Consider the following 21,210-nt stretch of genomic DNA (forward strand, 5'->3'; position numbering starts at 1 on the left):
ATGTCCTTAACCGCCGAGCGCCGTCCCGGCCGCGCGGCAGCGTGTGTGGAGCTATGATGACCCGCGTTCCTTCGTTTCCTGCCTGGCTGGCGCTCGGCGTCTTCGCCGTCGCTACCCCGGCGGCCGCTCAGACGACGCTCTCGACCCCGAGCTGGGATGCGCCTGCCGGCATCGCCCCCGGGGACGGTGCGGCTAAGCCGAGCCCAGGCAGGGCCGCGCGAGGCCAGGCCACCAAGCAGCGCAACGCTCAGCGGGAGCCGCTACCTTCGCCGAGCGGTGGATCGATGCGAAAGATCGACCGCAGCGAGATCGACATGTCCGGCACCGGCACCGAGCGGAAAGGGCCGTCCTCCTTCCAGCCGATGCTGCGCAACGGCGGTGTCGGCTTGGGCACCGCCTTCTAAGAGCCCGTCTGGAAATGTCGGGCGATCGGTCCGACGGGTCTCTTCACGCTCTGGTGTGACGGCGATCTTGCCGATATCGGCTGCGATCGCCTCCTGCCAGAGCGCAAATCCCGCGACGGCCCTCCGCCGCCCAATTCCCAAACAGGCTCTTAGCTGGGATCGGCACGGCCGCGCGCGAGCCTTGCGGCTCCGCTCAGGTGACCTCGAACCAGCACGCGAGGCCGCCGCTCAACCGTTCCAAGATCGTCGAGCCGATCATCCAGTGTCCGGGCGTCTCGGCGACGAAGGCGATGCGCGCCGTGGCCCGAGGTGGAATCGGGATGGTGTCGAGCCAATAGGGCTCCCAGCCATCGTCGAAATTGTGCAGCAGCCGCACATGGTGGCCGTGCACGTGCATCGCCTGCACGAAGGGGGTCCGGTTGACCAGGGCAAGGGCGACCGGGCGGCCGGCCTTCACCGAGAGCACCGGCTTCTTCGGCGCGTCAGGCCACGCGACCTTGTTGACGGTCCAGGCGCGCGCGGCGTCGGGCAGCGACGGGCCGGCCCCGGATTGCAGCGCCGCCGGATCGAGACCGCCCTCGATTATCAGTTCGGCGCGCGCCGCCGCCTGCAGGGCGATGGCTTCCGGCAGCCGACTGCGCGGCAACGGTGACAGCGGCGCGCCGGCGAGCGGCGAGGGGGCGCCGGTCGTGGTCAGCACAAGCGCCGGGACGCCAGGCCCCAGCGCCACGAGCACGGCGCCGCTCCGGCCGGGCTCGCCGGGCGCCTCCACGGCCAGGTCCAGCCGTGTGCCCGGCATCAGGGAGATCGCGCCGCGCGCCGGCTGGAACACCTCCGACGGCCGGCCATCGACGGCGATGACATGGACCCGCAGGTCCTCGAAGCGAAGCGTCAGGGGGCGGGCATTGGCCGCATTGAGCGCCCGCAGGCGCAGCCGCGCCCCGGGGGCCACCTCGAGCCGCTGCGGCGGCTCCTTGGAGTTCACCGTCAGCCAATTGCCCAGGCGGCCGCCGAGACCGACCTCCGCCGCATCGCCGAAGCTCGTGCGGACCTGATCTGCGGGATCGAGCGCCCAATCGTCCAGCACCAGCCCGACATCGTGATCGAACGGCGGGGGCGTAGCCTCGTCGACGATGAAGAGCCCGTAGAGCCCGCGCTCGGTCTGTTCGGCGGCCAGGGCGGGTACCAGGGGCCGGTACCAGAACGTGCCCGCGTCCGGGGTCGGGAAGGCGATGTCGAAGACGGCTCCCGGCGCCACCGCCGTCTGGGTCAGCCCGCCGACCCCGTCCATGGCGTTGGGCAGATGGACGCCGTGCCAGTGCAGCGTCGTCGGCTGGGCGAGCTTGTTGGCGAAGGCGAGGCGCAGGCTACCGCCCTGCTTGGCTCGGAGCGTGGGCCCCGGCACGGCGCCGCCGTAGCACCAGACCTCGGTCTCGGGCGCCGGCGGTGGCTTGAGCCGCAGCGTACCGGGAGCCGCCGCGAGCGCCCCAGGGCCGGTCGCGGGCGCAATCGCCGGGGGCGGCGCCGACGCGGGTCGGCCTTCGTGCGGCAGCACCTCCCAGTCCGGCTCGCTCACCTCCTCAGCCCGCACCTTGCCCCGCGGCGCCAGGATCACCGTCGCGGCGAGCCCGAAGGCGAGCTGGCGGCGGCTGAAGCCAACGGGTTGCACCCTCTGCTGCCGCTGTTCGTCCATGGCTGTCTCCGCGGGCGCCACCGGTCCGGTGGACCTGGCTCGATCGGCGCTGCCTTAACGTGCTTTGCAGGCGCCGGGGAGAGGTCCGCCACCTTTTCGCCTCGTGGCTTGCAGATTGTGAACGGTGTGTGTCGCATGCCGTCGCGGCTGGCGCGATTGCCTTATTTTTTTGATGCGGCCACGCGCGGCATGATATAGAGCCGCGTCTTCGGTCATGGGGACGGCTGGGTGCTGTCCGCCGGCGGGCGTGGCGGAACTGGTAGACGCGCTGGATTTAGGTTCCAGTGATTAACCTCGTGGGGGTTCGAGTCCCTCCGCCCGCACCACACGCCGAGACGTGCCACACGAGACATTACATATCCGAATCACGAGCGGCAGGACGTTAGAGTTTCATCATGCAGGCGACCCAAACCATTTCCGAAGGGCTGAAGCGCGAATTCAAGGTGGTCGTGCCGGCGGCGGAACTCGAGGACAAGCTGTCCAGCCAGCTGTCCGGACTGAAGGACAAGGTCCGGATCAACGGCTTCCGCCCGGGCAAGGTGCCGCTGTCGCATCTGCGCCGCCTCTACGGCCGTTCGGTCATGGTGGACGTGGTCCAGAACACCGTCAACGAGGCCAACCAGCAGATCGTCTCGGATAATCAGTTCCGCCTCGCGATGGAGCCCAAGGTCAGCCTGCCGGAGGCGCGTGAGGACATCGAGGCCGTGATGGAGGCCAAGGCGGACCTCGCCTACACCGTGGCGCTCGAGGTGCTGCCGTCGTTCGAGCTGGCGGACCTGTCGTCGGTGGAGGTGACGCGGGAGGTGGCGGAGGTTTCCGACGCCGAGCTCGACGAGGCGCTGACGCGCATGGCCAAGCAGAACCGCTCGTTCACCGCGCGGGACGAGGGCGCGGCCGCCGAAGCGGGTGACCGGGTCACGATCGATTTCGTCGGCAAGATCGACGGCGAGCCCTTCGAGGGCGGCACGGGCCAGGATATTCCGGTGGAGATCGGGTCGGGCTCGTTCATCCCCGGCTTCGAGGAGCAGCTCATCGGGGCCAAGGCAGGCGACGAGCGGGTGGTCAAGGCCACGTTCCCCGACGACTACAACGCCGCGCAGCTCGCCGGCAAGGCCGCTGAGTTCGACGTCACCGTCAAGGCCATCGAGGTTCCGGGCGAGCTCAAGATCGACGACGATCTCGGCAAGGCGTTCGGCATGGAGAACCTGGAGGCGCTGCGCAACGCTGTGCGCGACCGTGTCGGCGTTGATTTCACCGCCCAGTCACGGCGCAAGCTGAAGCGGCAGCTGCTCGACCAGCTCGACAAGCTCTACACGTTCGATCTGCCGCCCACTCTGGTCCAGCAGGAGTTCGACGGGGTCTGGCAGGGCGTCGTCGGCGAGATGACGCGCGCCAAGCGCAGCTTTGCCGACGAGGGGACCACCGAGGAAGAGGCCACGGCCGAATATCGCAGGATCTCCGAGCGCCGGGTCCGCCTCGGCCTGGTCCTTGCGGAAATCGGCGACAAGGCCGATATCAAGGTCAATGACGACGAGATCACCCGCGCCCTGGTGGAGCGGGCCCGCCAGTTCCCCGGCCAGGAGAAGATGGTCTGGGAGTTCTACCAGAAGAACCCTGAAGCCCTCGCCGAAGTCCGCGCTCCGATCTTCGAGGAGAAGGTTGTCGATCATCTGCTGACCCAGGCCAAGGTCACCGACAAGCCCGTCTCGAAGGAGGAGCTGTTTACCGACGAGGAGGAGAAGGAGGGCGCGAAGGCCTGACGGCGATCACCCGTCGAGCTTTAGCATCAATTTCACCTATGCTCGTTTTTTAAGCTGTCTCTGCCCGGAGATGTGCTTATCTGATGGGCGATATGCCTAGAGCGTGCGCCGACGGCCTCGAGCCCAAGCACGTGCGCTCGCCCCTCCGTCCGGAGTGGGTCGTACGGCTTCGAAGGGTCTCTCAACCTGTCGGGCATGTCTTGCAGCGTCGGCGGCCTCGTTGCGGCCGGCGCAGCCGGGTCACGATCTTGGTTTCGGTATCACCGGAGCCACATCATCGTGATCCGGGACACCTGATCCGGGGTAATCCCCGCGGCCGACTGGAGAGCACGTGATGATGAGAGACCCGCTGGACGTCTACGCCAACACGCTGGTGCCGATGGTCATCGAGACCTCGAACCGCGGTGAGCGGGCGTTCGATATCTACTCCCGGCTGCTGCGGGAGCGCATTATCTTCCTGACCGGGCCGGTGGAGGACTATACCGCCTCCCTGGTGGTGGCGCAGTTGTTGTTCCTCGAGGCCGAGAACCCAAAGAAGGAGATCTCCTTCTATATCAACTCGCCGGGCGGCGTCGTGACCTCCGGCCTGTCGATCTACGACACCATGCAGTTCATCCGTTGCCCGGTGTCGACCCTGTGCGTGGGCCAGGCCGCCTCCATGGGCTCGCTGCTGCTGGCGGCCGGGGAGTCCGGCCAGCGCTTTGCCCTGCCCAACGCCCGCATCATGGTGCACCAGCCTTCCGGCGGCTATCAGGGCCAGGCGACCGACATCCTCATCCATGCGCGCGAGATCGAAGCGCTCAAGCGCCGCCTCAACGAGATCTACGTCCGCCACACCGGCAAGACCATGGACAACATCGAGCAGGCCCTGGAGCGAGACAACTTCATGACCGCCGATGCGGCCAAGGAGTTCGGCCTGATCGACCAGGTGCTCGAAAAGCGTCCCGAGGCGGCGGCCTGAGGACGACGGTTGAGCGGACACCTCGATCGGCCGGCCTCGGCCGGCCGGTCCCTCCCGACCCCGGAGGCGCCTCGCCACGCATACGGCCATCCGAGCCCGGGACTGCGGCAAGCCGTCCCGCTCGCTTTGATCATGATATGGCCGCATGTTTGCATGAGGACTCCCATTCGCATCCGTGCGGATGGGGAAGGGGTAAACCCTTTTCAGGATTGGCGCCCACTAGGCCAAGTCCTTACGATGACCATATGATGACGACGGGATCCATCGGATTCGGTCCCTGTCGGATTGGAGACGGACCATGAGCAAGGCGACCAGCGGCGAAAGCAAGAGCACCCTGTACTGCTCTTTCTGCGGCAAGAGCCAGCACGAGGTTCGCAAGCTTATTGCCGGTCCGACGGTGTTCATTTGCGACGAATGCGTCGAGCTCTGCATGGACATCATCCGCGAGGAGTCCAAGTCGTCGCTCGTCAAATCGCGTGACGGCGTGCCGACCCCGCGCGAGATCCGCAAGGTGCTCGACGACTACGTCATCGGCCAGGACCACGCCAAGAAGGTGCTCGCCGTCGCCGTGCACAACCACTACAAGCGGTTGAACCACGCGACCAAGCACAACGACGTCGAGCTGGCCAAGTCCAACATCCTGCTGGTCGGGCCGACGGGCTCGGGCAAGACGCTGCTCGCGCAGACACTTGCTCGCATCCTCGACGTGCCGTTCACCATGGCGGACGCGACGACGCTGACCGAGGCCGGCTATGTCGGCGAGGACGTGGAGAATATCATTCTCAAGCTGCTCCAGGCCTCCGACTACAATGTCGAGCGGGCGCAGCGCGGCATCGTCTACATCGATGAGATCGACAAGATCTCGCGCAAGTCGGACAACCCGTCGATTACCCGCGACGTGTCCGGCGAGGGCGTGCAGCAGGCGCTCCTCAAGATCATGGAGGGCACGGTTGCGAGCGTTCCGCCGCAGGGCGGCCGCAAGCATCCGCAGCAGGAATTCCTGCAGGTGGACACCACCAACATACTGTTCATCTGCGGCGGCGCCTTCGCCGGCCTCGAGCGCATCATCACCGCGCGCGGCAAAGGCACGTCCATCGGCTTTGCCGCGACGGTGCACGCGCCGGAGGATCGGCGCACCGGCGAGATCTTTCGCGAGGTCGAGCCCGAGGACCTGCTGAAATTCGGCTTGATTCCGGAGTTCGTCGGCCGCCTGCCCGTGATCGCCACGTTGGAGGATCTCGACGAGTCGGCGCTGCGCCGCATCCTGCAGGAGCCCAAGAACGCCCTGGTCAAGCAGTACCAGCGGCTGTTCGAGATGGAGGATGTGGAGCTGACCTTCCACGAGGACGCGCTGACGCTGATCGCCCGCAAGGCGATCGAGCGCAAGACCGGCGCGCGCGGCCTGCGCTCGATCATGGAGGGCATCTTGCTGGAGACCATGTACGAGCTGCCCGGCCTGGATGGGGTCGAGCAGATCGTCATCGGCCCGGAGGTGGTCGAAGGCAAGGCGCGGCCGCTCTTCATCTATGCCGATCGCGCCGAGACCAGCGCGTCGGCCTGATCGTCTGCGGCGCTGCGGCCCGCAGCTGAGCCGGCCGCGCCGTGCGGCCGGTGGTCCCTCGAAATGCGCCGTTCCGGCGCGTTTCAAGTCCGATGCCGTGTCGCCGCAGGTGTGCTTGAAACGGCCACCGTGTAGGGCCACTTCAGGTCGACGCGACGACATCGGCACGCTCATTGCGAGGTGCCGGACAGCGTGCCGGCCGCAACCGTCGGACGACGGGACGTGTGCTTGGCAATCCGTCCATCGGCCCGCCTTAAGGGGGGCGTTGGATGCCAATGAAAGGACGTGGGTCCATGACCACCATGAAACCTCGCCAACCGGCTGCCCCGGGGACGGTTTCCGACTATCCGATCCTGCCGCTCCGCGACATCGTCGTGTTTCCGCATATGATCGTGCCCCTGTTCGTCGGGCGCGAGAAGTCGATCCGTGCGCTCGAGGAGGTCGTCAAGACCGACCGGCACATCCTGCTGGCGACTCAGATCAACGCCGCGGACGACGATCCGGAAACGAGCGCGATCTACGAGATCGGAACGATTGCGAGTGTGCTCCAGCTGCTGAAGCTGCCCGACGGCACCGTCAAGGTGCTGGTTGAGGGCGCCGGCCGCGCCAAGATCAAGAGCTACCTGCGCTCCGACGATTTCTACGAGGCCACCGCCGAGGTGCTGGCCGACGAGATCGGCGATCGCGTGGAGGTCGAGGCGCTCGGCCGTTCGGTGGTGACCGAGTTCGAGAGCTACGTGAAGCTCAACAAGAAGGTCTCGCCGGAGGTCGTCGCAGCCGTCGGTCAGATCGAGGAGCCGTCCAAGCTCGCCGACACGGTCGCCTCCCACCTCGCGGTCAAGATTGCAGACAAGCAGGGCCTGCTGGAAACACAGGCCGTGTCCGAGCGGCTGGAGAAGATTCTGTCCCTGATGGAGAGCGAGATCTCCGTCCTGCAGGTGGAGAAGCGCATCCGCACCCGCGTCAAGCGGCAGATGGAGAAGACCCAGCGCGAGTACTACCTGAACGAGCAGATGAAGGCCATCCAGAAGGAACTGGGTGACGAGGACGGGCGCGACGAACTGGCGGAGCTCGAGGAGAAGATCGGCGCCACCAAGCTGTCCAAGGAGGCGCGCGAGAAGGCTCTCGGCGAGGTCAAGAAGCTGCGGCAGATGTCGCCGATGTCGGCGGAAGCCACGGTGGTGCGCAACTACCTGGACTGGCTGCTCGGCATCCCGTGGGGCAAGCGCTCGAAGATCAAGAAGGACCTCGGCGCGGCCCAGCATATCCTCGACGACGACCACTTTGGCCTGGACAAGGTCAAGGATCGGATCGTCGAGTATCTGGCGGTGCAGCAGCGGGCCAACAAGCTGACGGGCCCGATCCTGTGCCTGGTCGGCCCTCCGGGCGTCGGCAAGACCTCGCTCGGCAAGTCGATCGCCAAGGCGACGGGACGCGAGTTCGTGCGCATGTCGCTCGGCGGCGTGCGGGACGAGGCCGAGATCCGTGGCCACCGGCGCACCTATATCGGCTCGATGCCCGGCAAGATCATCCAGTCGATGCGCAAGGCGAAGACGGCGAACCCGCTCATCCTGCTCGACGAGATCGACAAGATGGGCATGGATTTCCGAGGTGACCCGTCGTCGGCGCTGCTCGAGGTGCTCGACCCCGAGCAGAACCACACCTTCAACGACCACTACCTGGAGGTCGACTACGACCTGTCGAACGTCATGTTCGTGACGACGGCGAACACGCTGAACATCCCGCCGGCCCTGCTGGACCGTATGGAGGTGATCCGTATCGCCGGCTACACGGAGGACGAGAAGCTCGAGATCGCCCGCCGCCACCTGATTCCGGAGGTGCTCACCAAGCATGGCCTGAAGGATGGCGAATGGTCGATCGATGATGACGCCCTGCTCACGCTGATCCGCCGCTATACGCGGGAGGCGGGCGTGCGCAACCTGGAGCGCGAGATCTCGAACCTGATCCGCAAGGCGGTGAAGGAGATCGTGCTTACCAAGGCGAAGGGCGTCGAGGTCACGGCCGACAACCTGGGCGACTTCCTCGGCGTGCCGAAGTACCGCTACGGCGAGATCGAGGAGGAGGATCAGGTCGGCGGCGTGACGGGCTTGGCCTGGACCGAGGTCGGCGGCGAGCTTCTGACGATCGAAGGCGTCATGATGCCCGGCAAGGGCAAGATGACGGTGACGGGCAACCTGAAGGACGTGATGAAGGAATCGATCTCGGCGGCCGCCTCCTACGTGCGGTCCCGGGCCCTCGATTTCGGCCTCGAGCCGCCGCTGTTCGACAAGCGCGACATTCACGTGCACGTGCCGGAGGGGGCGACCCCGAAGGACGGCCCGTCCGCCGGCATCGCCATGGCGACCGCCATCGTCTCGGTGATGACCGGTGTGCCCGTGCGGCGGGACATCGCCATGACCGGCGAGGTGACGCTCCGGGGCCGGGTGCTGCCCATCGGTGGTCTCAAGGAGAAGCTGCTGGCGGCGCTGCGCGGCGGGATGAAGACCGTGCTGATCCCGGAGGAGAATGCCAAGGATCTGGCGGACCTGCCGGCGAGTGTGAAGAACGGCATGGAAATCGTCCCGGTCTCGCGCATGGACCAGGTGCTGGAGCGCGCGCTGACCAAGCCGTTGAGCCGCATTGAATGGGACCCCGAGTCCCAGGTGGCGGCGGCGCCCGTCGCCGGCGACGATGACAGCTCGGGCCTGCTGGCGCACTGATTTCAGCGCCCTGAGGAAACCAGGAGGGCTCCGGCTTCGTGCCGGAGCCCTTTTTGTCGTTTTAAGGGCTGAGAACCGTTGTATTTCTTGGGATTCAGAGCACTTCGGGGGTTGCGCTCCCTTCGGCTTCAGGTCAAACGGGCATGTCGACCCGGCTGCGCGTATTCCCTGCGTGCACCGGGACGCTGGCTCGATCGGCCGGCCGCAGCTCTGCACCGGCGCGTCGAGTCGTGATGAGACGATCGGACGAATGCTGCCCACCTGCAGCCTTCGCAGTTGGAGGACGAGGAATGAACAAAGGCGATCTTGTTGCGGCCGTGGCCGACAAGGCCGATCTCAGCCGTGCTCAGGCCGGCGAGGCTGTCGAGGCGACGTTCGCAGCGATCACCAGCGCCCTCAAGAAGGGTGAGGAAGTGAAGCTGGTCGGCTTCGGCACCTTCTCCGTCGCCGACCGCGCGGCTGGCACGGCCCGCAACCCGCGGACCGGCGAGACCATCAACGTCCCGGCGTCGAAGGCGCCGAAGTTCAAGGCCGGCCAGGGCTTGAAGGACGCGGTCAACGGCTGATCGAGGTTGGCGGAGCGGGCTTCCCGCTCCGCACCCTCGCTCATGACGCGGGGAGGGCCCGGCCGGACGTCGCGGTCCGGATGGCCGCGCGTCACCGGGCCGCCAGGCCGACCGACGGCGAGAGCGTGCGTTCGCCAGCTAGAGCGTTTTCGAGCGAAGTGGACGCCGGTTCGCGTGAAGAAAACGCGACAATTCAAACAGATAGATCATTTCGGCGATTCGAAGAAACGCGGAAATGCTCTAGCGTCTGGTTGCGTTGCGCCGGTTGGGGGTCTGAACGCGGCGTATGCCTGCAGCGGCTCGGCCGGCGCCTTGCGCCGGTCCGCCGGGCTGCTAAACAAAGACGCCGACGCGCGGCTTGCCCGCCGACGATGGGCAGGCTCGGCCAGACCGTCCCCGGTCCTCGGGGGCGCGCAGCGGGCGGTTAGCTCAGTTGGTAGAGCATCTCGTTTACACCGAGAGGGTCGGCGGTTCGAGCCCGTCACCGCCCACCACCACGCTAGAGCGCTTCGCATTTGGATGGGATTATCGCAAATGGGGCAGAAGGCTCGTAATCCTTACCTTAGATCCGAGCGCCTCTTGTTCGCTTGGGGAAATCCCGCGACGGCTCTGGCGTCCCCGTCGCGCCAGGACATCCCTCATCAGAAGAACATCTCGGGTCGGTCATCGTTGCCGCCGCCGTCCGGCAGCAAGGACGCGATCAAGGCTCGGTTGCGGCCGGCTCGCTTGGCCGCATACAGACTTTTGTCGGCGCGACCGATCAGGTCCCACAGCGGCTCCCGCCGGTGGCGTTCCGCCACGCCGAAGCTTGCCGAGAGGGCTTGTCCGTCCGGACCACGCAAATGCGCGGAGGCGAGGGTCTGCCTGATGCGTTCGGCGAGGGCATGGGCCTGATCGCCACGGGCGCCGGGGACCACGATGGCGAACTCTTCGCCGCCCAGGCGGCCGAGCACGTCGGCCTTGCGGACGCTCGACCGTAGCAGCCCTGCGAACGCCTGCAGCACCTCGTCCCCGGCGGCGTGGCCGAGTTGATCGTTGACGTTCTTGAAGTTGTCGATATCCGCGAGGATGACGCTGATCGGCCCCTCGTCGCCGTCGAAGATGGCGAGCGCGCCACGGTCGAATCCGCGGCGATTAGGCAGTTTGGTCAACGGATCGGTCTCGCCCTCCTTCTCGAGGGAATCGATCAGGTCGAACGCCGTGGCACCGAGCACGGCGAGCGCCAGAGCGACACCGAAGAAGCTCAGCGACAGATGCAGGGCAAACCAGAAGGGCGTCCTGGCGAATGCCGCCGCGGTGCGGGGTAAATCGACGCCCGCGGTCAACAGCGTCCGGGGGATGAAATGCGCCGCGAAGATGAAGAAGGTCCAGAACAGGATTTTGTCGGCGATGCTGCCGCGCAGCAGCACCGTCAGCCGCAGCGCCGCGAGCAGCAGAATTAGGCCGAAGCCCAGGTTCTGAACGTAGACGCGGGCCAACAGTGCGGGCTCGACATAGGTGAAGTACCATATGAGGCCGAGCATGCCGGCGAAGGCGGCAGCGTGGAACCACCACCCCGCGCGCAGGCCGCTGCGGCGGAGCAGCGCCTCTCCCACCATCTGCACCGCGAGCGCATAGGGAATCGTCGAGACGACCGCATTCGCCCGACCGCGCGGCAGGGCGAAGACCTGCGAGCAGACGCCGATCGCAAATAGCAGGCATGCGCCTGCAAACAGCAGAAGGTGCGAGCGCCGCCTGTCGAACGTCCAGGCACCGACAAAGCCGATGGCCATGATGACAATGACGCCTGGCCCGATCAGAATCGCCGGATTGGCCGGAAGGATGGGCTGCCACACGGCCGCGATTCTCTACGGTGCCCGGCGCGGAACAGCCTCCGGCCGCTCCGGCGCGCGCAAGAGGGTGCTCCACCGGTACCGATAGCCGCACGGCACTTGCCAGCGCGGGGCCGCGATCATAGCTGCGCAACTGATGGGACAGGCCCTGACATCGGCGAGGAACAAGCGCATCCCGGCCGTGAAGCTGGATGCATATCGCGGATTGTCGGGAATATGGCGGGAGTGACGGGGCTCGAACCCGCGACCTCCGGCGTGACAGGCCGGCGCTCTAACCAACTGAGCTACACCCCCGAGCGGGCCGAGGCCCCGTGGGAGACCGTGCGTTTAAGGGCGCCCCCCTTCCGTGTCAAGAAGGGTTTCGCGCGAAGGTGGATGGCGACGACGGCTCCTGTGGATGATGCGAGACACGAGGGATCGGCCTTGCGCCAGGGGCGGGGGCCGCACCCATACAAGATGCGGCGGCGCCACTGGAGGCGACTCGGCATCTCCCATTTTCCGCAATTGCGGGCCTGCGGCGCTCGGTCGCTTGCCAGCCGCCGGGAAGGGCCGCTAGGCACAGGGTACGTAGACACCGCCGGCTGCCGCCGCGAAGCGGTGCCGGGGCCGTTCGCGGCAGGACTGCGCCGATGCCGCCGGACGGGAAGCCGCTCCCGGAGGAGCCACTTGCGCCCTTGGGAACCGTGGGATAAGCGTGCCTTCGCAGGTGCGAACTGTTCCAAGGTGATGACGCGCTGGCGCCGCTCGAGGCTGCCATGGCGCCTTCAATTCGGACCGGTTATCACCGGTGGCCTGATGTTCGGGCAAGTTGGATGGGGTGACGGATGCACAATTTGCTCGCCGACTACCTACCCCTCCTGATCTTCATCGGCGTCTCCCTGGTCATCGGACTGGCTCTGCTCATCGCGCCGTTCGTGGTGGCCTATTCGCAGCCGGACGCGGAGAAGCTGTCGGCTTACGAGTGCGGGTTCAACGCCTTCGATGATGCACGCATGAAGTTCGATATTCGGTTCTACCTCGTTGCCATCCTGTTCATCATCTTCGACCTCGAGGTCGCCTTCCTCTTCCCCTGGGCCACGGCCTTCAAGGAAGTGGGCGTGTTCGGGTTCTGGTCGATGATGGCCTTCCTGGCTGTGCTGACCGTGGGCTTCGTCTATGAGTGGCGGAAGGGAGCGCTCGAATGGGATTGATCGAGAACCGCACGCCGGTTGTCGCCCCGGCGCCTAAAGGGATCATCGATCCGAACACCGGCAAGCCGCTCGGTGCCAACGATCCGTTTTTCACCGGCCTCAACGACGAACTGGCTGACAAGGGCTTCCTGGTCACGGCGACCGACGACCTCATCCAGTGGGCGCGCACCGGCTCGCTCATGTGGATGACGTTCGGGCTGGCCTGCTGCGCCGTGGAGATGATGCAGGTCTCGATGCCTCGCTACGATGTGGAGCGCTTCGGCTTCGCGCCCCGCGCCAGCCCGCGGCAGTCGGACGTGATGATCGTCGCCGGCACGCTCTGCAACAAGATGGCCCCCGCTCTGCGCAAGGTCTACGACCAGATGCCCGAGCCCAGGTACGTCATCTCGATGGGCTCGTGCGCCAACGGCGGCGGCTACTATCACTACTCCTATTCGGTCGTTCGCGGCTGTGATCGGGTGGTTCCCGTCGACATTTACGTCCCGGGCTGCCCACCCACCGCCGAGGCACTGCTTTACGGCGTGCTCCTTCTCCAGAAGAAGATTCGCCGCACCGGCACCATCGAGCGCTGAGCGCGACAACGTCGGGCGAGACAACAGCCCGAGGGGCGGCATCCCGCCCGACCGACGACGGGGCCGCGACGCGCGCGGTCCCGCCCGCATGGTAAGATCCGAATGACGTGCCGGGACGGCCGCGAGCGGCGCGGCCGCGGCGCAAGAGGACGAGAGATGGCAGAGGCAAGTGTCGACCTGGCCGCATACGGCGAACAGATCGTCGCCAAATGCCCCAATCTGGCCGTCGGGAGCGAGGTCGCGTTCGACCAGCTCACGCTTCATGCCACCCCCGCGCAGATCGTCCCGCTCGTCGCGCATCTGCGCGACGATCCCGCGCACGCCTTCATCTGCCTGATCGACATCTGCGGCGTGGACTATCTCGAGCGCGAGCGGCGCTTCGATGTCGTCTATCACCTGCTGTCGCCGAAGCACAACCGGCGCGTGCGGATCAAGGTCCAGACCGACGAGACGACGCCCGTGCCGTCCCTCGCCGCCCTGCACCCGGCGGCCGATTGGTTCGAGCGGGAAGCCTACGACCTCTACGGCATCGTCTTCTCGGGTCACCCGGACCTGCGCCGCATCCTGACCGATTACGGCTTCGAGGGCCATCCACTGCGCAAGGACTTCCCGCTCACCGGCTTCGTCGAGGTGCGCTACGACGACGAGCAGAAGCGTGTGGTCTACGAGCCGGTCGTGCTGCGCCAGGAATTCCGCAGCTTCGACTTCCTGTCGCCTTGGGAGGGCACCGACTACGTGCTGCCCGGCGACGAGAAGGCCAAGAGCGGCGCGGCGGGGGGCGGATGATGGCAGCTCAATCGCCCATGTCCGGTCGGTGCCTCTGCGGCGCCATCCGCTTCACGGCGACCCCTATCAAGATGGAGATCGACGCTTGCCATTGTGGCGCCTGCCGACGCTGGTCGGCGGGGCCGTTCATGAGCGTGAGCTGCGGGGACACGCTGAGCATCCAGGATGAGAGCCAGCTCCGGGTGTTCCGCTCATCGGATTGGGCGGAGCGAATCTCCTGCACCAACTGCGGCGGCGCGCTGTTCTGGCGGCTCACCGGCGGGGGGTTCGTTGCGGTTGCCGCTTTCGCTTTCGATGATCCGAGCCGCTTCGCGTTCACCGAGGAGATCTTCGTGGACGAGCAGCCGGTGAGCTACGCCTTCGCCAACGAAACCCATCGGATGACCGGGGCGGAGGTCGTCGCAGCCATGCAGGCCAAGGAAGGGAACTGACCGTGGCCGAACATCAGCTCCGCAACTTCTCGATCAACTTCGGGCCTCAGCACCCGGCTGCGCACGGCGTGCTGCGCCTGGTGCTGGAACTCGACGGCGAGGTGGTCGAACGGGTCGACCCGCACATCGGCCTGCTCCACCGCGGCACGGAGAAGCTGATCGAGTACAAGACCTATGCCCAGGCTGTCCCGTATTTCGACCGGCTCGACTACGTCGCGCCGATGAACCAGGAACACGCCTTCTCGCTCGCGGTCGAGAAACTGCTCGGCATCGAGGTGCCGCGGCGTGGTCAGTTGATCCGCGTGCTCTATTCCGAGATCGGCCGGCTGCTGTCGCACCTGCTCAACGTCACCACCTTCGCCATGGACGTGGGCGCGCTCACCCCGCCGCTTTGGGGCTTCGAGGAGCGCGAGAAGCTGATGGTGTTCTATGAGCGAGCCTCCGGCGCGCGCATGCATGCCAACTACTTCCGGCCCGGCGGCGTGCATCAGGACCTGCCGCCTAAGCTCATCGACGACATCTGGGATTTCTGCGATCCGTTCCTCAAGGTGTGCGACGACCTAGATCGCCTGGTGACCGGCAACCGCATCTTCAAACAGCGTACCGTCGACATCTCGACCATGACGCTCGACGAGTGCTGGGCGTGGGGCTTCTCGGGGGTCATGGTGCGGGCCTCGGGCGCGCCGTGGGACCTGCGCAAGGCGCAGCCCTACGAGTGCTACGAGGAGCTGGAGTTCGACATTCCTGTCGGCAAGAACGGGGACTGCTACGACCGTTACTGCGTGCGCATGGAGGAAATGCGCCAGTCGGTGCGGCTCATGAAACAATGCCTGGAGAAGCTGCGTGCGGCGGACGGGCAGGGGCCGGTGTCCACTCCGGACAACAAGATCGTGCCGCCGCACCGGGGCCAGATGAAGCGTTCGATGGAAGCGCTGATCCATCACTTCAAGCTCTATACCGAGGGCTACCACGTGCCCGCCGGCGAGGTATACGCGGCGGTCGAGGCGCCGAAGGGCGAGTTCGGCGTCTACCTGGTGTCGGACGGGACCAACTCGCCCTACCGGTGCAAGATCCGCGCGCCTGGCTTCGCGCACCTGCAGGCCATGGACTACATGTGCAAGGGTCACATGCTCGCCGACGTGTCGGCGGTGCTGGGCTCCCTCGACATCGTGTTCGGAGAGGTGGACCGGTGAACGGCCGTGTCCGCATGCGTAAGGGACGAGCATAGGTCATGTCGGTTCGTCGACTAGCTCCTGCCGAAATTCAGCCGCCGAGCTTCGCCTTCTCGGCCGAGAACGCCGTGTGGGCCGGCCACCAGATCGCCAAGTATCCGGACGGCCGCCAGGCGTCGGCGGTGATCCCGCTATTGTGGCGCGCCCAGAAGCAGGCCGGCGGCTGGGTGCCGCAGAAGGCCATCGAGCATGTCGCCGAGGTGCTCGGCATGGGCTATATCCGCGTGCTCGAGATCGCGACCTTTTACACCATGTTCAACCTGGTGCCGGTCGGGCGCCACTTCGTCCAGCTCTGCGGCACCACGCCCTGCATGCTGCGCGGCGCGCAGGAGCTGCGCAAGCAGCTGGTCGGGCGCATTGGCCCTGAGAAGACCGTCTCCGCCGACGGTGAGTTCTCCTGGGCCGAGGTCGAGTGCCTGGGTGCCTGCTGCAACGCGCCGATGGTGCAGATCAACGACGACTTCTACGAGGACCTGACGCCCGAGTCGCTGGACAAGCTTCTCGACGACCTGGCCGCTGGCCGGCCGGTTAAGATCGGGCCGCAGAATGGCCGCGTGTCGTCGGAGCCCGAGGGTGCCGTCACTACGCTGACCGATAGCACGCTCTACGACGGTTCCGTCGTCGGCGCCTGGCGCACCCGCTTCGAGCAGGAAGAAAAGGCCAAGGCCGAGGCCGCCGCGGCGGCGGCTGCTGCCCAGGCCGAGGCGGAGGCTGCCAAGGCCCAGCCGGCAACGCCGGCGACCACCCGTCCGGAACAGAAGGCGTCCGACTCGCCGGCCAAGCGCGTGGCCGAAGGGCTGCCGCCGGTACCCGCAGCGGCCGATCATGCGGCGTCGGCAGCAACCGCGCCCGAGCAGCAGGAGCGGGTGCGCGGCGGCTCCGAGGCGCCCGCAACGGACGCCGGCAACACCGGCGACAAGCCGAAAGGGTGAACGGTCATGCTTGCCGATAAGGACCGCATCTTCACCAATCTCTACGGCCTGCATTCGCCGGGCCTGGCGGAGGCGCGCAAGCGCGGGGCGTGGGATGGCACCAAGTTTCTGCTCGACATGGGGCGGGACTGGATCACCGACGAGATGAAGAAATCGGGGCTGCGGGGCCGCGGCGGCGCAGGCTTCCCGACCGGCCTCAAATGGTCGTTCATGCCGAAGAAGTCGGACGGGCGGCCGAGCTATCTCGTCATCAACGCCGACGAGTCGGAGCCCGGGACCTGTAAGGACCGCGAGATCCTGCGGCACGATCCGCATCTCTTGATCGAGGGGGCGATGCTCGCCTGCTGCGGCATGGGTGCCCACGCCGCCTATCTCTACGTCCGCGGCGAGTTCATCGCCGAGCGGGAGGCCTTGCAGGCCGCCGTCGACGAGGCGTATGCCGCCAACCTCATCGGGCCTAACAACATCCACGGCTATCCGTTTGATTTCTATGTTCATCACGGTGCTGGCGCCTACATCTGCGGCGAGGAGACGGCGCTGCTCGAGAGCCTGGAGGGAAAGAAGGGAATGCCGCGGCTGAAGCCGCCGTTCCCCGCCAATATGGGCCTCTACGGCTGCCCGACGACGGTCAACAACGTCGAATCGATCGCCGTCGCCGGCACCATCCTGCGCCGCGGCGGCGCCTGGTTCGCCGGCATCGGCACACCCAACAATACCGGCACCAAGCTGTTCTGCGTTTCGGGCCATGTGAACAAGCCCTGCAACGTGGAAGAGGCGATGGGCCTCACCTTCCGCGAACTGATCGACCGCCATTGCGGCGGCATCCGCGGCGGCTGGGACAACCTTCTTGCCGTCATTCCCGGCGGCTCGTCGGTGCCGCTGGTGCCCGCCGCCGACATCATCGATTGCGTGATGGACTTCGACACGCTGCGCAACATGAAGAGCGGCCTGGGCACCGCGGCCGTCATCGTCATGGACAAGTCGACCGATGTCGTGCGCGCCATCGCGCGGTTGTCGTACTTCTACAAGCACGAGAGCTGCGGTCAGTGCACGCCGTGCCGGGAGGGCACCGGCTGGATGTGGCGCGTCATCACCCGCATGGCCGAGGGGCGTGCCCAGAAGCGCGAGATCGACATGCTGCTCGACGTGACCAAGCAGATCGAGGGTCACACCATCTGCGCCCTCGGCGATGCGGCGGCTTGGCCTATCCAGGGTCTGATCCGCCATTTCCGCGGCGAGATCGAGCGCCGCATCGACAACTATGCGGCGAACCCGCACAGCGACCCCGTGCTGATGGCGGCGGAATAGGCCATGGCACGGAAAGCCCACCCGTTGTTCGCGTCGACCGATACGGTCGTTCATCCGTGCGGTCCCCGTTTACTGCCGAACGGCGCCTGAGGTTCAGCGAGATGCCCAAGCTCATCGTCGACGGCAAGGAGATCGAGGTTCCAGCGGAACACACGCTGCTGCAGGCGTGTGAGGCCGCTGGCGCGGAGATTCCCCGCTTCTGCTTCCACGAGCGGCTGTCGATCGCCGGCAACTGCCGCATGTGCCTGGTCGAGGTGAAGGGCGGGCCGCCCAAGCCGGTGGCCTCGTGCGCCATGGGGGTGCGCGATCTGCGCCCGGGACCGAACGGCGAGCCGCCGGAGGTGTTCACCCGGACTCCCATGGTAAAGAAGGCCCGCGAGGGCGTGATGGAGTTCCTGCTCATCAACCACCCGCTGGATTGCCCGATCTGCGATCAGGGCGGCGAGTGCGATCTGCAGGACCAGGCCATGGCCTATGGTGTCGACACCTCGCGTTTCCACGAGAACAAGCGGGCAGTCGAAGACAAGTACATCGGCCCGCTGGTGAAGACGTCGATGAACCGGTGCATTCACTGCACCCGCTGTGTCCGCTTCACCTCGGAGGTCGCCGGCGTCGGCGATCTCGGCGCCATCGGTCGCGGCGAGGACATGGAGATCACCACCTACCTCGAGCACGCCATGGCGTCCGAGCTGCAGGCGAACGTGATCGACCTCTGCCCCGTGGGCGCGCTGACCTCCAAGCCCTACGCGTTCAAGGCCAGGCCGTGGGAGCTCACGAAAACCGAATCCGTCGATGTCATGGACGCGGTCGGCTCTGCGATCCGCATCGACGCCCGCGGCCGAGAGGTGATGCGCATCCTGCCGGTCATCAACGACGACGTGAACGAGGAGTGGATCTCCGACAAGACCCGCTTCGTCTGGGACGGCCTCAAGACCCAGCGCCTGGACCGGCCTTACGTGCGCGAGGGCGGCCAGCTCAGGCCGGCCTCGTGGGGCGAGGCGTTCCAGCGGATCGCGGCCAAGGTCAAGGAGGCCGCACCGGACCGCGTCGGCGCCATCGCCGGTGACCTCGCCGCGGCCGAAGAGATGTTCGCGCTCAAGCTGCTGATCGATGCGCTGGGGTCGCCCAATCTGGATTGCCGCCAGGACGGGACGGTGCTGCATCCCGAACTGGGGCGCGCCAGCTATCTCTTCAACGCCACCATCGTCGGCATCGAGGAGGCCGACGCCATCCTGATGGTCGGCAGCAACCCGCGCCGGGAGGCGCCGGTTCTCAACGCCCGCATCCGCAAGCGCTGGCGCATGGCTGGCGGCCTGCCGATCGCCTATGTCGGCGAGCAGATGGACCTCACCTACCGGGCCGAGCGGCTCGGGGCCGGCACGCAGACGCTGGGCGACCTGGTGAACGGCGCGCACGGCTTCGCCGACGTGCTAAGGAAGGCCGAACGGCCGCTGATCATCGTCGGCCAGGGCGCGCTCAGCCGTCCGGACGGTGCGGCGATCCTGGGTCTGGTCGCCAAGCTGGCGCAGGCGACGGGCGCGGTGAATGACGGCTGGAACGGACTGTCGATCCTGCATACGGCGGCGGCCCGCGTGGGCGGCCTCGATCTCGGTCTGGTGCCCGGTGAGGGTGGGTTGGATGCCCGCGCCATGGCCGAGGCCGGTGCACTCGACATGCTGTTCCTGCTGGGCGCCGACGAGATTGACGTCGCGCCCGGCGCGTTCGTCGTCTACCAGGGCACGCACGGTGACCGTGGCGCGCACCGGGCCGACGTGATCCTGCCGGGAGCCGCCTATCCCGAGAAGTCGGGCCTGTTCGTCAATACAGAGGGCCGGGTGCAGCGGGCCGACCGTGCCACCTTCCCGCCGGGCGATGCGCGCGAGGACTGGGCCATTCTGCGCGCGCTGTCGGAGCATCTCGGGCATCGCCTGCCGTTCGACGACCTGGGCGCGCTCAGGCGGCAACTGGTGGAGGCCAAGCCGCTGTTCGGGGCGATCGACGAGATCGCGCCGGGCGAGCCGCTCGATCTTCCGGCAGTGGCGGCGCGGGCCGGCGACACCCTGGACGTCGCCCAACTGGCGAGCCCTGTCGACGATTTCTACCTGACCAACCCGATCGCACGCGCCTCGGCCATCATGGCGGAATGCTCGGCGCTGGCGCGCGGCAACCTCCCGCTGGCCGCGGAGTAGGAGGCATCCCCATGGATTTCTGGAACGGCCTCCTCAACGTCCTGCTGATCGCGCTGCAAAGCGTGGTGCTGCTCGTCGTGCTGCTGCTGCTGACGGCCTATTACCTGCTGGCGGACCGCAAGATCTGGGCGGCCGTTCAGCTGCGGCGCGGCCCCAACGTGGTCGGCGCCTTCGGCCTGCTCCAGTCGTTCGCTGACCTGCTCAAGTTCGTGCTGAAGGAGCCGATCATTCCGGCCGGCGCCAACAAGACGCTGTTCCTGTTGGCGCCGCTGATCACCGGCGTGCTGGCGCTGTCGGCCTGGGCCGTCATCCCGTCGGCCAACGGCTGGGCGGTGGCCGACATCAATGTCAGCACGCTGTACATCTTCGCCGTCTCCTCGCTCATGGTCTACGGCACCATTATGGCGGGGTGGGCGTCCAACTCGAAGTATCCGTTCCTGGCGGCGCTCAGGTCGACGGCGCAGATGGTGAGCTACGAGGTCTCGATCGGCTTCGTCATCATCACCGTGCTCTTGTGCGCCGGCACCCTGAACCTGACCCAGGTGGTGCACGCCCAGGAGACGCGCGGGCTGGCATCCCTGATCGGCCTGCCGTGGCTCACCTTCCTCAACTGGTACATCTGGCCGCTGCTGCCGATGTTCGTGGTCTTCGTCATTTCGGCGCTTGCCGAGACCAACCGCCCCCCGTTCGATCTGGCAGAGGCCGAATCCGAGCTCGTTGCCGGCTTCATGGTCGAGTATTCGTCGACGCCCTACCTGCTGTTCATGCTGGGCGAGTACATCGCCATCCTGACCATGTGCGCGCTCGGCACCATCTTGTTCCTCGGCGGATGGTCGGCCCCCATCGCGGTGCCGCCGTTCACCTGGATCCCTGGTATCGTCTGGTTCCTGCTGAAGCTGACGCTGATGTTCTTCATCATCGCCATGGCCAAGGCGATGGTGCCCCGCTACCGCTACGACCAGCTGATGCGCCTGGGCTGGAAGGTGTTCCTGCCCCTGTCGCTCGCCATGGTGGTGCTGGTCGCCGCGTTTCTGCAGCTGACCGGCTTCGCCCCGGGGCACTAGCGTCCGGGG

Annotated in this window: 16 protein-coding genes, 3 tRNA genes and 1 pseudogene; 17 read left to right on the forward strand and 3 right to left on the reverse strand. The window is 66.6% G+C overall.

Going from position 1 to position 21,210, the window contains the following annotated elements; all coding sequences use genetic code 11:
* The first annotated feature begins 56 nt into the window (after window positions 1–56).
* Complete coding sequence (locus IEW34_RS06770; protein ID WP_188608380.1) at window positions 57–404, forward strand: hypothetical protein; 348 nt, start codon at window positions 57–59, stop codon at window positions 402–404.
* 193 nt (window positions 405–597) lie between these two features.
* Here the strand turns inward: IEW34_RS06770 and IEW34_RS06775 are convergent, their stop codons facing one another.
* Complete coding sequence (locus IEW34_RS06775; protein WP_188608381.1) at window positions 598–2,097, reverse strand: multicopper oxidase family protein; 1,500 nt, start codon at window positions 2,095–2,097, stop codon at window positions 598–600.
* Window positions 2,098–2,338: 241 nt separating this feature from the next.
* Here IEW34_RS06775 and IEW34_RS06780 point away from each other — a divergent pair.
* The 7 genes from IEW34_RS06780 (at window position 2,339) to IEW34_RS06810 (ending at window position 10,159) form a co-directional block, all read left to right on the forward strand.
* Window positions 2,339–2,423: transfer RNA gene (locus IEW34_RS06780), tRNA-Leu, on the forward strand.
* A 69-nt stretch (window positions 2,424–2,492) separates the two neighbouring features.
* A complete protein-coding gene (gene tig, locus IEW34_RS06785) occupies window positions 2,493–3,857 on the forward strand; it encodes a trigger factor (protein WP_188608382.1) in 1,365 nt (454 codons plus the stop codon).
* 337 nt (window positions 3,858–4,194) lie between these two features.
* Window positions 4,195–4,818: an ATP-dependent Clp protease proteolytic subunit gene (locus tag IEW34_RS06790; RefSeq protein ID WP_188608666.1), complete on the forward strand. Its 624-nt coding sequence runs from the start codon at window positions 4,195–4,197 to the stop codon at window positions 4,816–4,818.
* A gap of 298 nt (window positions 4,819–5,116) precedes the next feature.
* Window positions 5,117–6,379: an ATP-dependent Clp protease ATP-binding subunit ClpX gene (clpX, locus tag IEW34_RS06795; RefSeq protein WP_188608383.1), complete on the forward strand. Its 1,263-nt coding sequence runs from the start codon at window positions 5,117–5,119 to the stop codon at window positions 6,377–6,379.
* A gap of 293 nt (window positions 6,380–6,672) precedes the next feature.
* Entirely contained in the window at window positions 6,673–9,099 is a 2,427-nt protein-coding gene (gene lon, locus IEW34_RS06800) for an endopeptidase La (protein WP_188608384.1), read from the forward strand.
* Between the two features lie 290 nt (window positions 9,100–9,389).
* Window positions 9,390–9,665 (forward strand): HU family DNA-binding protein, encoded by a 276-nt coding sequence (locus tag IEW34_RS06805; protein ID WP_188608385.1) that lies wholly within the window; start codon window positions 9,390–9,392, stop codon window positions 9,663–9,665.
* A 418-nt stretch (window positions 9,666–10,083) separates the two neighbouring features.
* Window positions 10,084–10,159: transfer RNA gene (locus IEW34_RS06810), tRNA-Val, on the forward strand.
* Between the two features lie 147 nt (window positions 10,160–10,306).
* On the opposite strand, the gene IEW34_RS06815 is transcribed toward IEW34_RS06810, so the two are convergent.
* Together IEW34_RS06815 and IEW34_RS06820 are read right to left on the reverse strand one after the other, a co-directional pair.
* Window positions 10,307–11,500, reverse strand: a complete 1,194-nt coding sequence (locus tag IEW34_RS06815; RefSeq protein WP_188608386.1) for a GGDEF domain-containing protein — start codon at window positions 11,498–11,500, stop codon at window positions 10,307–10,309.
* A 214-nt stretch (window positions 11,501–11,714) separates the two neighbouring features.
* Window positions 11,715–11,791: transfer RNA gene (locus IEW34_RS06820), tRNA-Asp, on the reverse strand.
* A 530-nt stretch (window positions 11,792–12,321) separates the two neighbouring features.
* On the opposite strand from IEW34_RS06820, the gene IEW34_RS06825 reads away from it, so the two are divergent.
* From IEW34_RS06825 to nuoH, 9 genes and pseudogenes are all read left to right on the forward strand, one after another.
* Window positions 12,322–12,687 carry an NADH-quinone oxidoreductase subunit A gene (locus IEW34_RS06825; protein WP_188608387.1) on the forward strand — a complete coding sequence of 122 codons (366 nt, stop codon included), beginning with the start codon at window positions 12,322–12,324 and terminating at the stop codon, window positions 12,685–12,687.
* Window positions 12,678–13,259: a NuoB/complex I 20 kDa subunit family protein gene (locus IEW34_RS06830; protein ID WP_188608388.1), complete on the forward strand. Its 582-nt coding sequence runs from the start codon at window positions 12,678–12,680 to the stop codon at window positions 13,257–13,259. The genes IEW34_RS06825 and IEW34_RS06830 overlap by 10 nt, the downstream gene beginning before the upstream one ends.
* 156 nt (window positions 13,260–13,415) lie before the next feature.
* On the forward strand, window positions 13,416–14,045 hold the full coding sequence (locus IEW34_RS06835) for an NADH-quinone oxidoreductase subunit C (RefSeq protein WP_188608389.1): 630 nt from the start codon (window positions 13,416–13,418) through the stop codon (window positions 14,043–14,045).
* A gap of 17 nt (window positions 14,046–14,062) precedes the next feature.
* The gene (locus tag IEW34_RS06840) at window positions 14,063–14,476 is read left to right on the forward strand and encodes a GFA family protein (protein WP_444542157.1); all 414 of its coding nucleotides are present in this window, start codon (window positions 14,063–14,065) and stop codon (window positions 14,474–14,476) included.
* Window positions 14,477–14,478: 2 nt separating this feature from the next.
* On the forward strand, window positions 14,479–15,669 hold the full coding sequence (locus IEW34_RS06845; protein WP_188608391.1) for an NADH-quinone oxidoreductase subunit D: 1,191 nt from the start codon (window positions 14,479–14,481) through the stop codon (window positions 15,667–15,669).
* Between the two features lie 38 nt (window positions 15,670–15,707).
* Window positions 15,708–16,628, forward strand: a pseudogene (nuoE, locus tag IEW34_RS06850) (NADH-quinone oxidoreductase subunit NuoE); the annotation flags it as partial.
* A gap of 18 nt (window positions 16,629–16,646) precedes the next feature.
* Window positions 16,647–17,948 (forward strand): NADH-quinone oxidoreductase subunit NuoF, encoded by a 1,302-nt coding sequence (gene nuoF, locus IEW34_RS06855; protein ID WP_188608393.1) that lies wholly within the window; start codon window positions 16,647–16,649, stop codon window positions 17,946–17,948.
* A gap of 101 nt (window positions 17,949–18,049) precedes the next feature.
* Window positions 18,050–20,137, forward strand: coding sequence for an NADH-quinone oxidoreductase subunit NuoG (nuoG, locus tag IEW34_RS06860; RefSeq protein WP_188608394.1), 2,088 nt, complete (start codon window positions 18,050–18,052; stop codon window positions 20,135–20,137).
* Window positions 20,138–20,148: 11 nt separating this feature from the next.
* A complete protein-coding gene (gene nuoH, locus IEW34_RS06865; protein WP_188608395.1) occupies window positions 20,149–21,201 on the forward strand; it encodes an NADH-quinone oxidoreductase subunit NuoH in 1,053 nt (350 codons plus the stop codon).
* The last annotated feature ends 9 nt before the right edge of the window (window positions 21,202–21,210 follow it).

It is taken from the genome of Chelatococcus reniformis (genome assembly GCF_014640075.1).
Lineage (GTDB): Bacteria > Pseudomonadota > Alphaproteobacteria > Rhizobiales > Beijerinckiaceae > Camelimonas > Camelimonas reniformis.

Coding starts and splice junctions, on each gene's coding strand:
- IEW34_RS06830 (WP_188608388.1), top strand. CDS start 12,678: ATGGGATTGATCGAGAACCGCACGCCGGTTGTCGCCCCGGCGCCTAAA.
- IEW34_RS06775 (WP_188608381.1), bottom strand. CDS start 2,097: ATGGACGAACAGCGGCAGCAGAGGGTGCAACCCGTTGGCTTCAGCCGC.
- tig (WP_188608382.1), top strand. CDS start 2,493: ATGCAGGCGACCCAAACCATTTCCGAAGGGCTGAAGCGCGAATTCAAG.
- IEW34_RS06790 (WP_188608666.1), top strand. CDS start 4,195: ATGAGAGACCCGCTGGACGTCTACGCCAACACGCTGGTGCCGATGGTC.
- nuoF (WP_188608393.1), top strand. CDS start 16,647: ATGCTTGCCGATAAGGACCGCATCTTCACCAATCTCTACGGCCTGCAT.
- IEW34_RS06840 (WP_444542157.1), top strand. CDS start 14,063: ATGTCCGGTCGGTGCCTCTGCGGCGCCATCCGCTTCACGGCGACCCCT.
- IEW34_RS06805 (WP_188608385.1), top strand. CDS start 9,390: ATGAACAAAGGCGATCTTGTTGCGGCCGTGGCCGACAAGGCCGATCTC.
- clpX (WP_188608383.1), top strand. CDS start 5,117: ATGAGCAAGGCGACCAGCGGCGAAAGCAAGAGCACCCTGTACTGCTCT.
- nuoG (WP_188608394.1), top strand. CDS start 18,050: ATGCCCAAGCTCATCGTCGACGGCAAGGAGATCGAGGTTCCAGCGGAA.
- IEW34_RS06825 (WP_188608387.1), top strand. CDS start 12,322: ATGCACAATTTGCTCGCCGACTACCTACCCCTCCTGATCTTCATCGGC.
- IEW34_RS06770 (WP_188608380.1), top strand. CDS start 57: ATGACCCGCGTTCCTTCGTTTCCTGCCTGGCTGGCGCTCGGCGTCTTC.
- IEW34_RS06835 (WP_188608389.1), top strand. CDS start 13,416: ATGGCAGAGGCAAGTGTCGACCTGGCCGCATACGGCGAACAGATCGTC.
- lon (WP_188608384.1), top strand. CDS start 6,673: ATGACCACCATGAAACCTCGCCAACCGGCTGCCCCGGGGACGGTTTCC.
- nuoH (WP_188608395.1), top strand. CDS start 20,149: ATGGATTTCTGGAACGGCCTCCTCAACGTCCTGCTGATCGCGCTGCAA.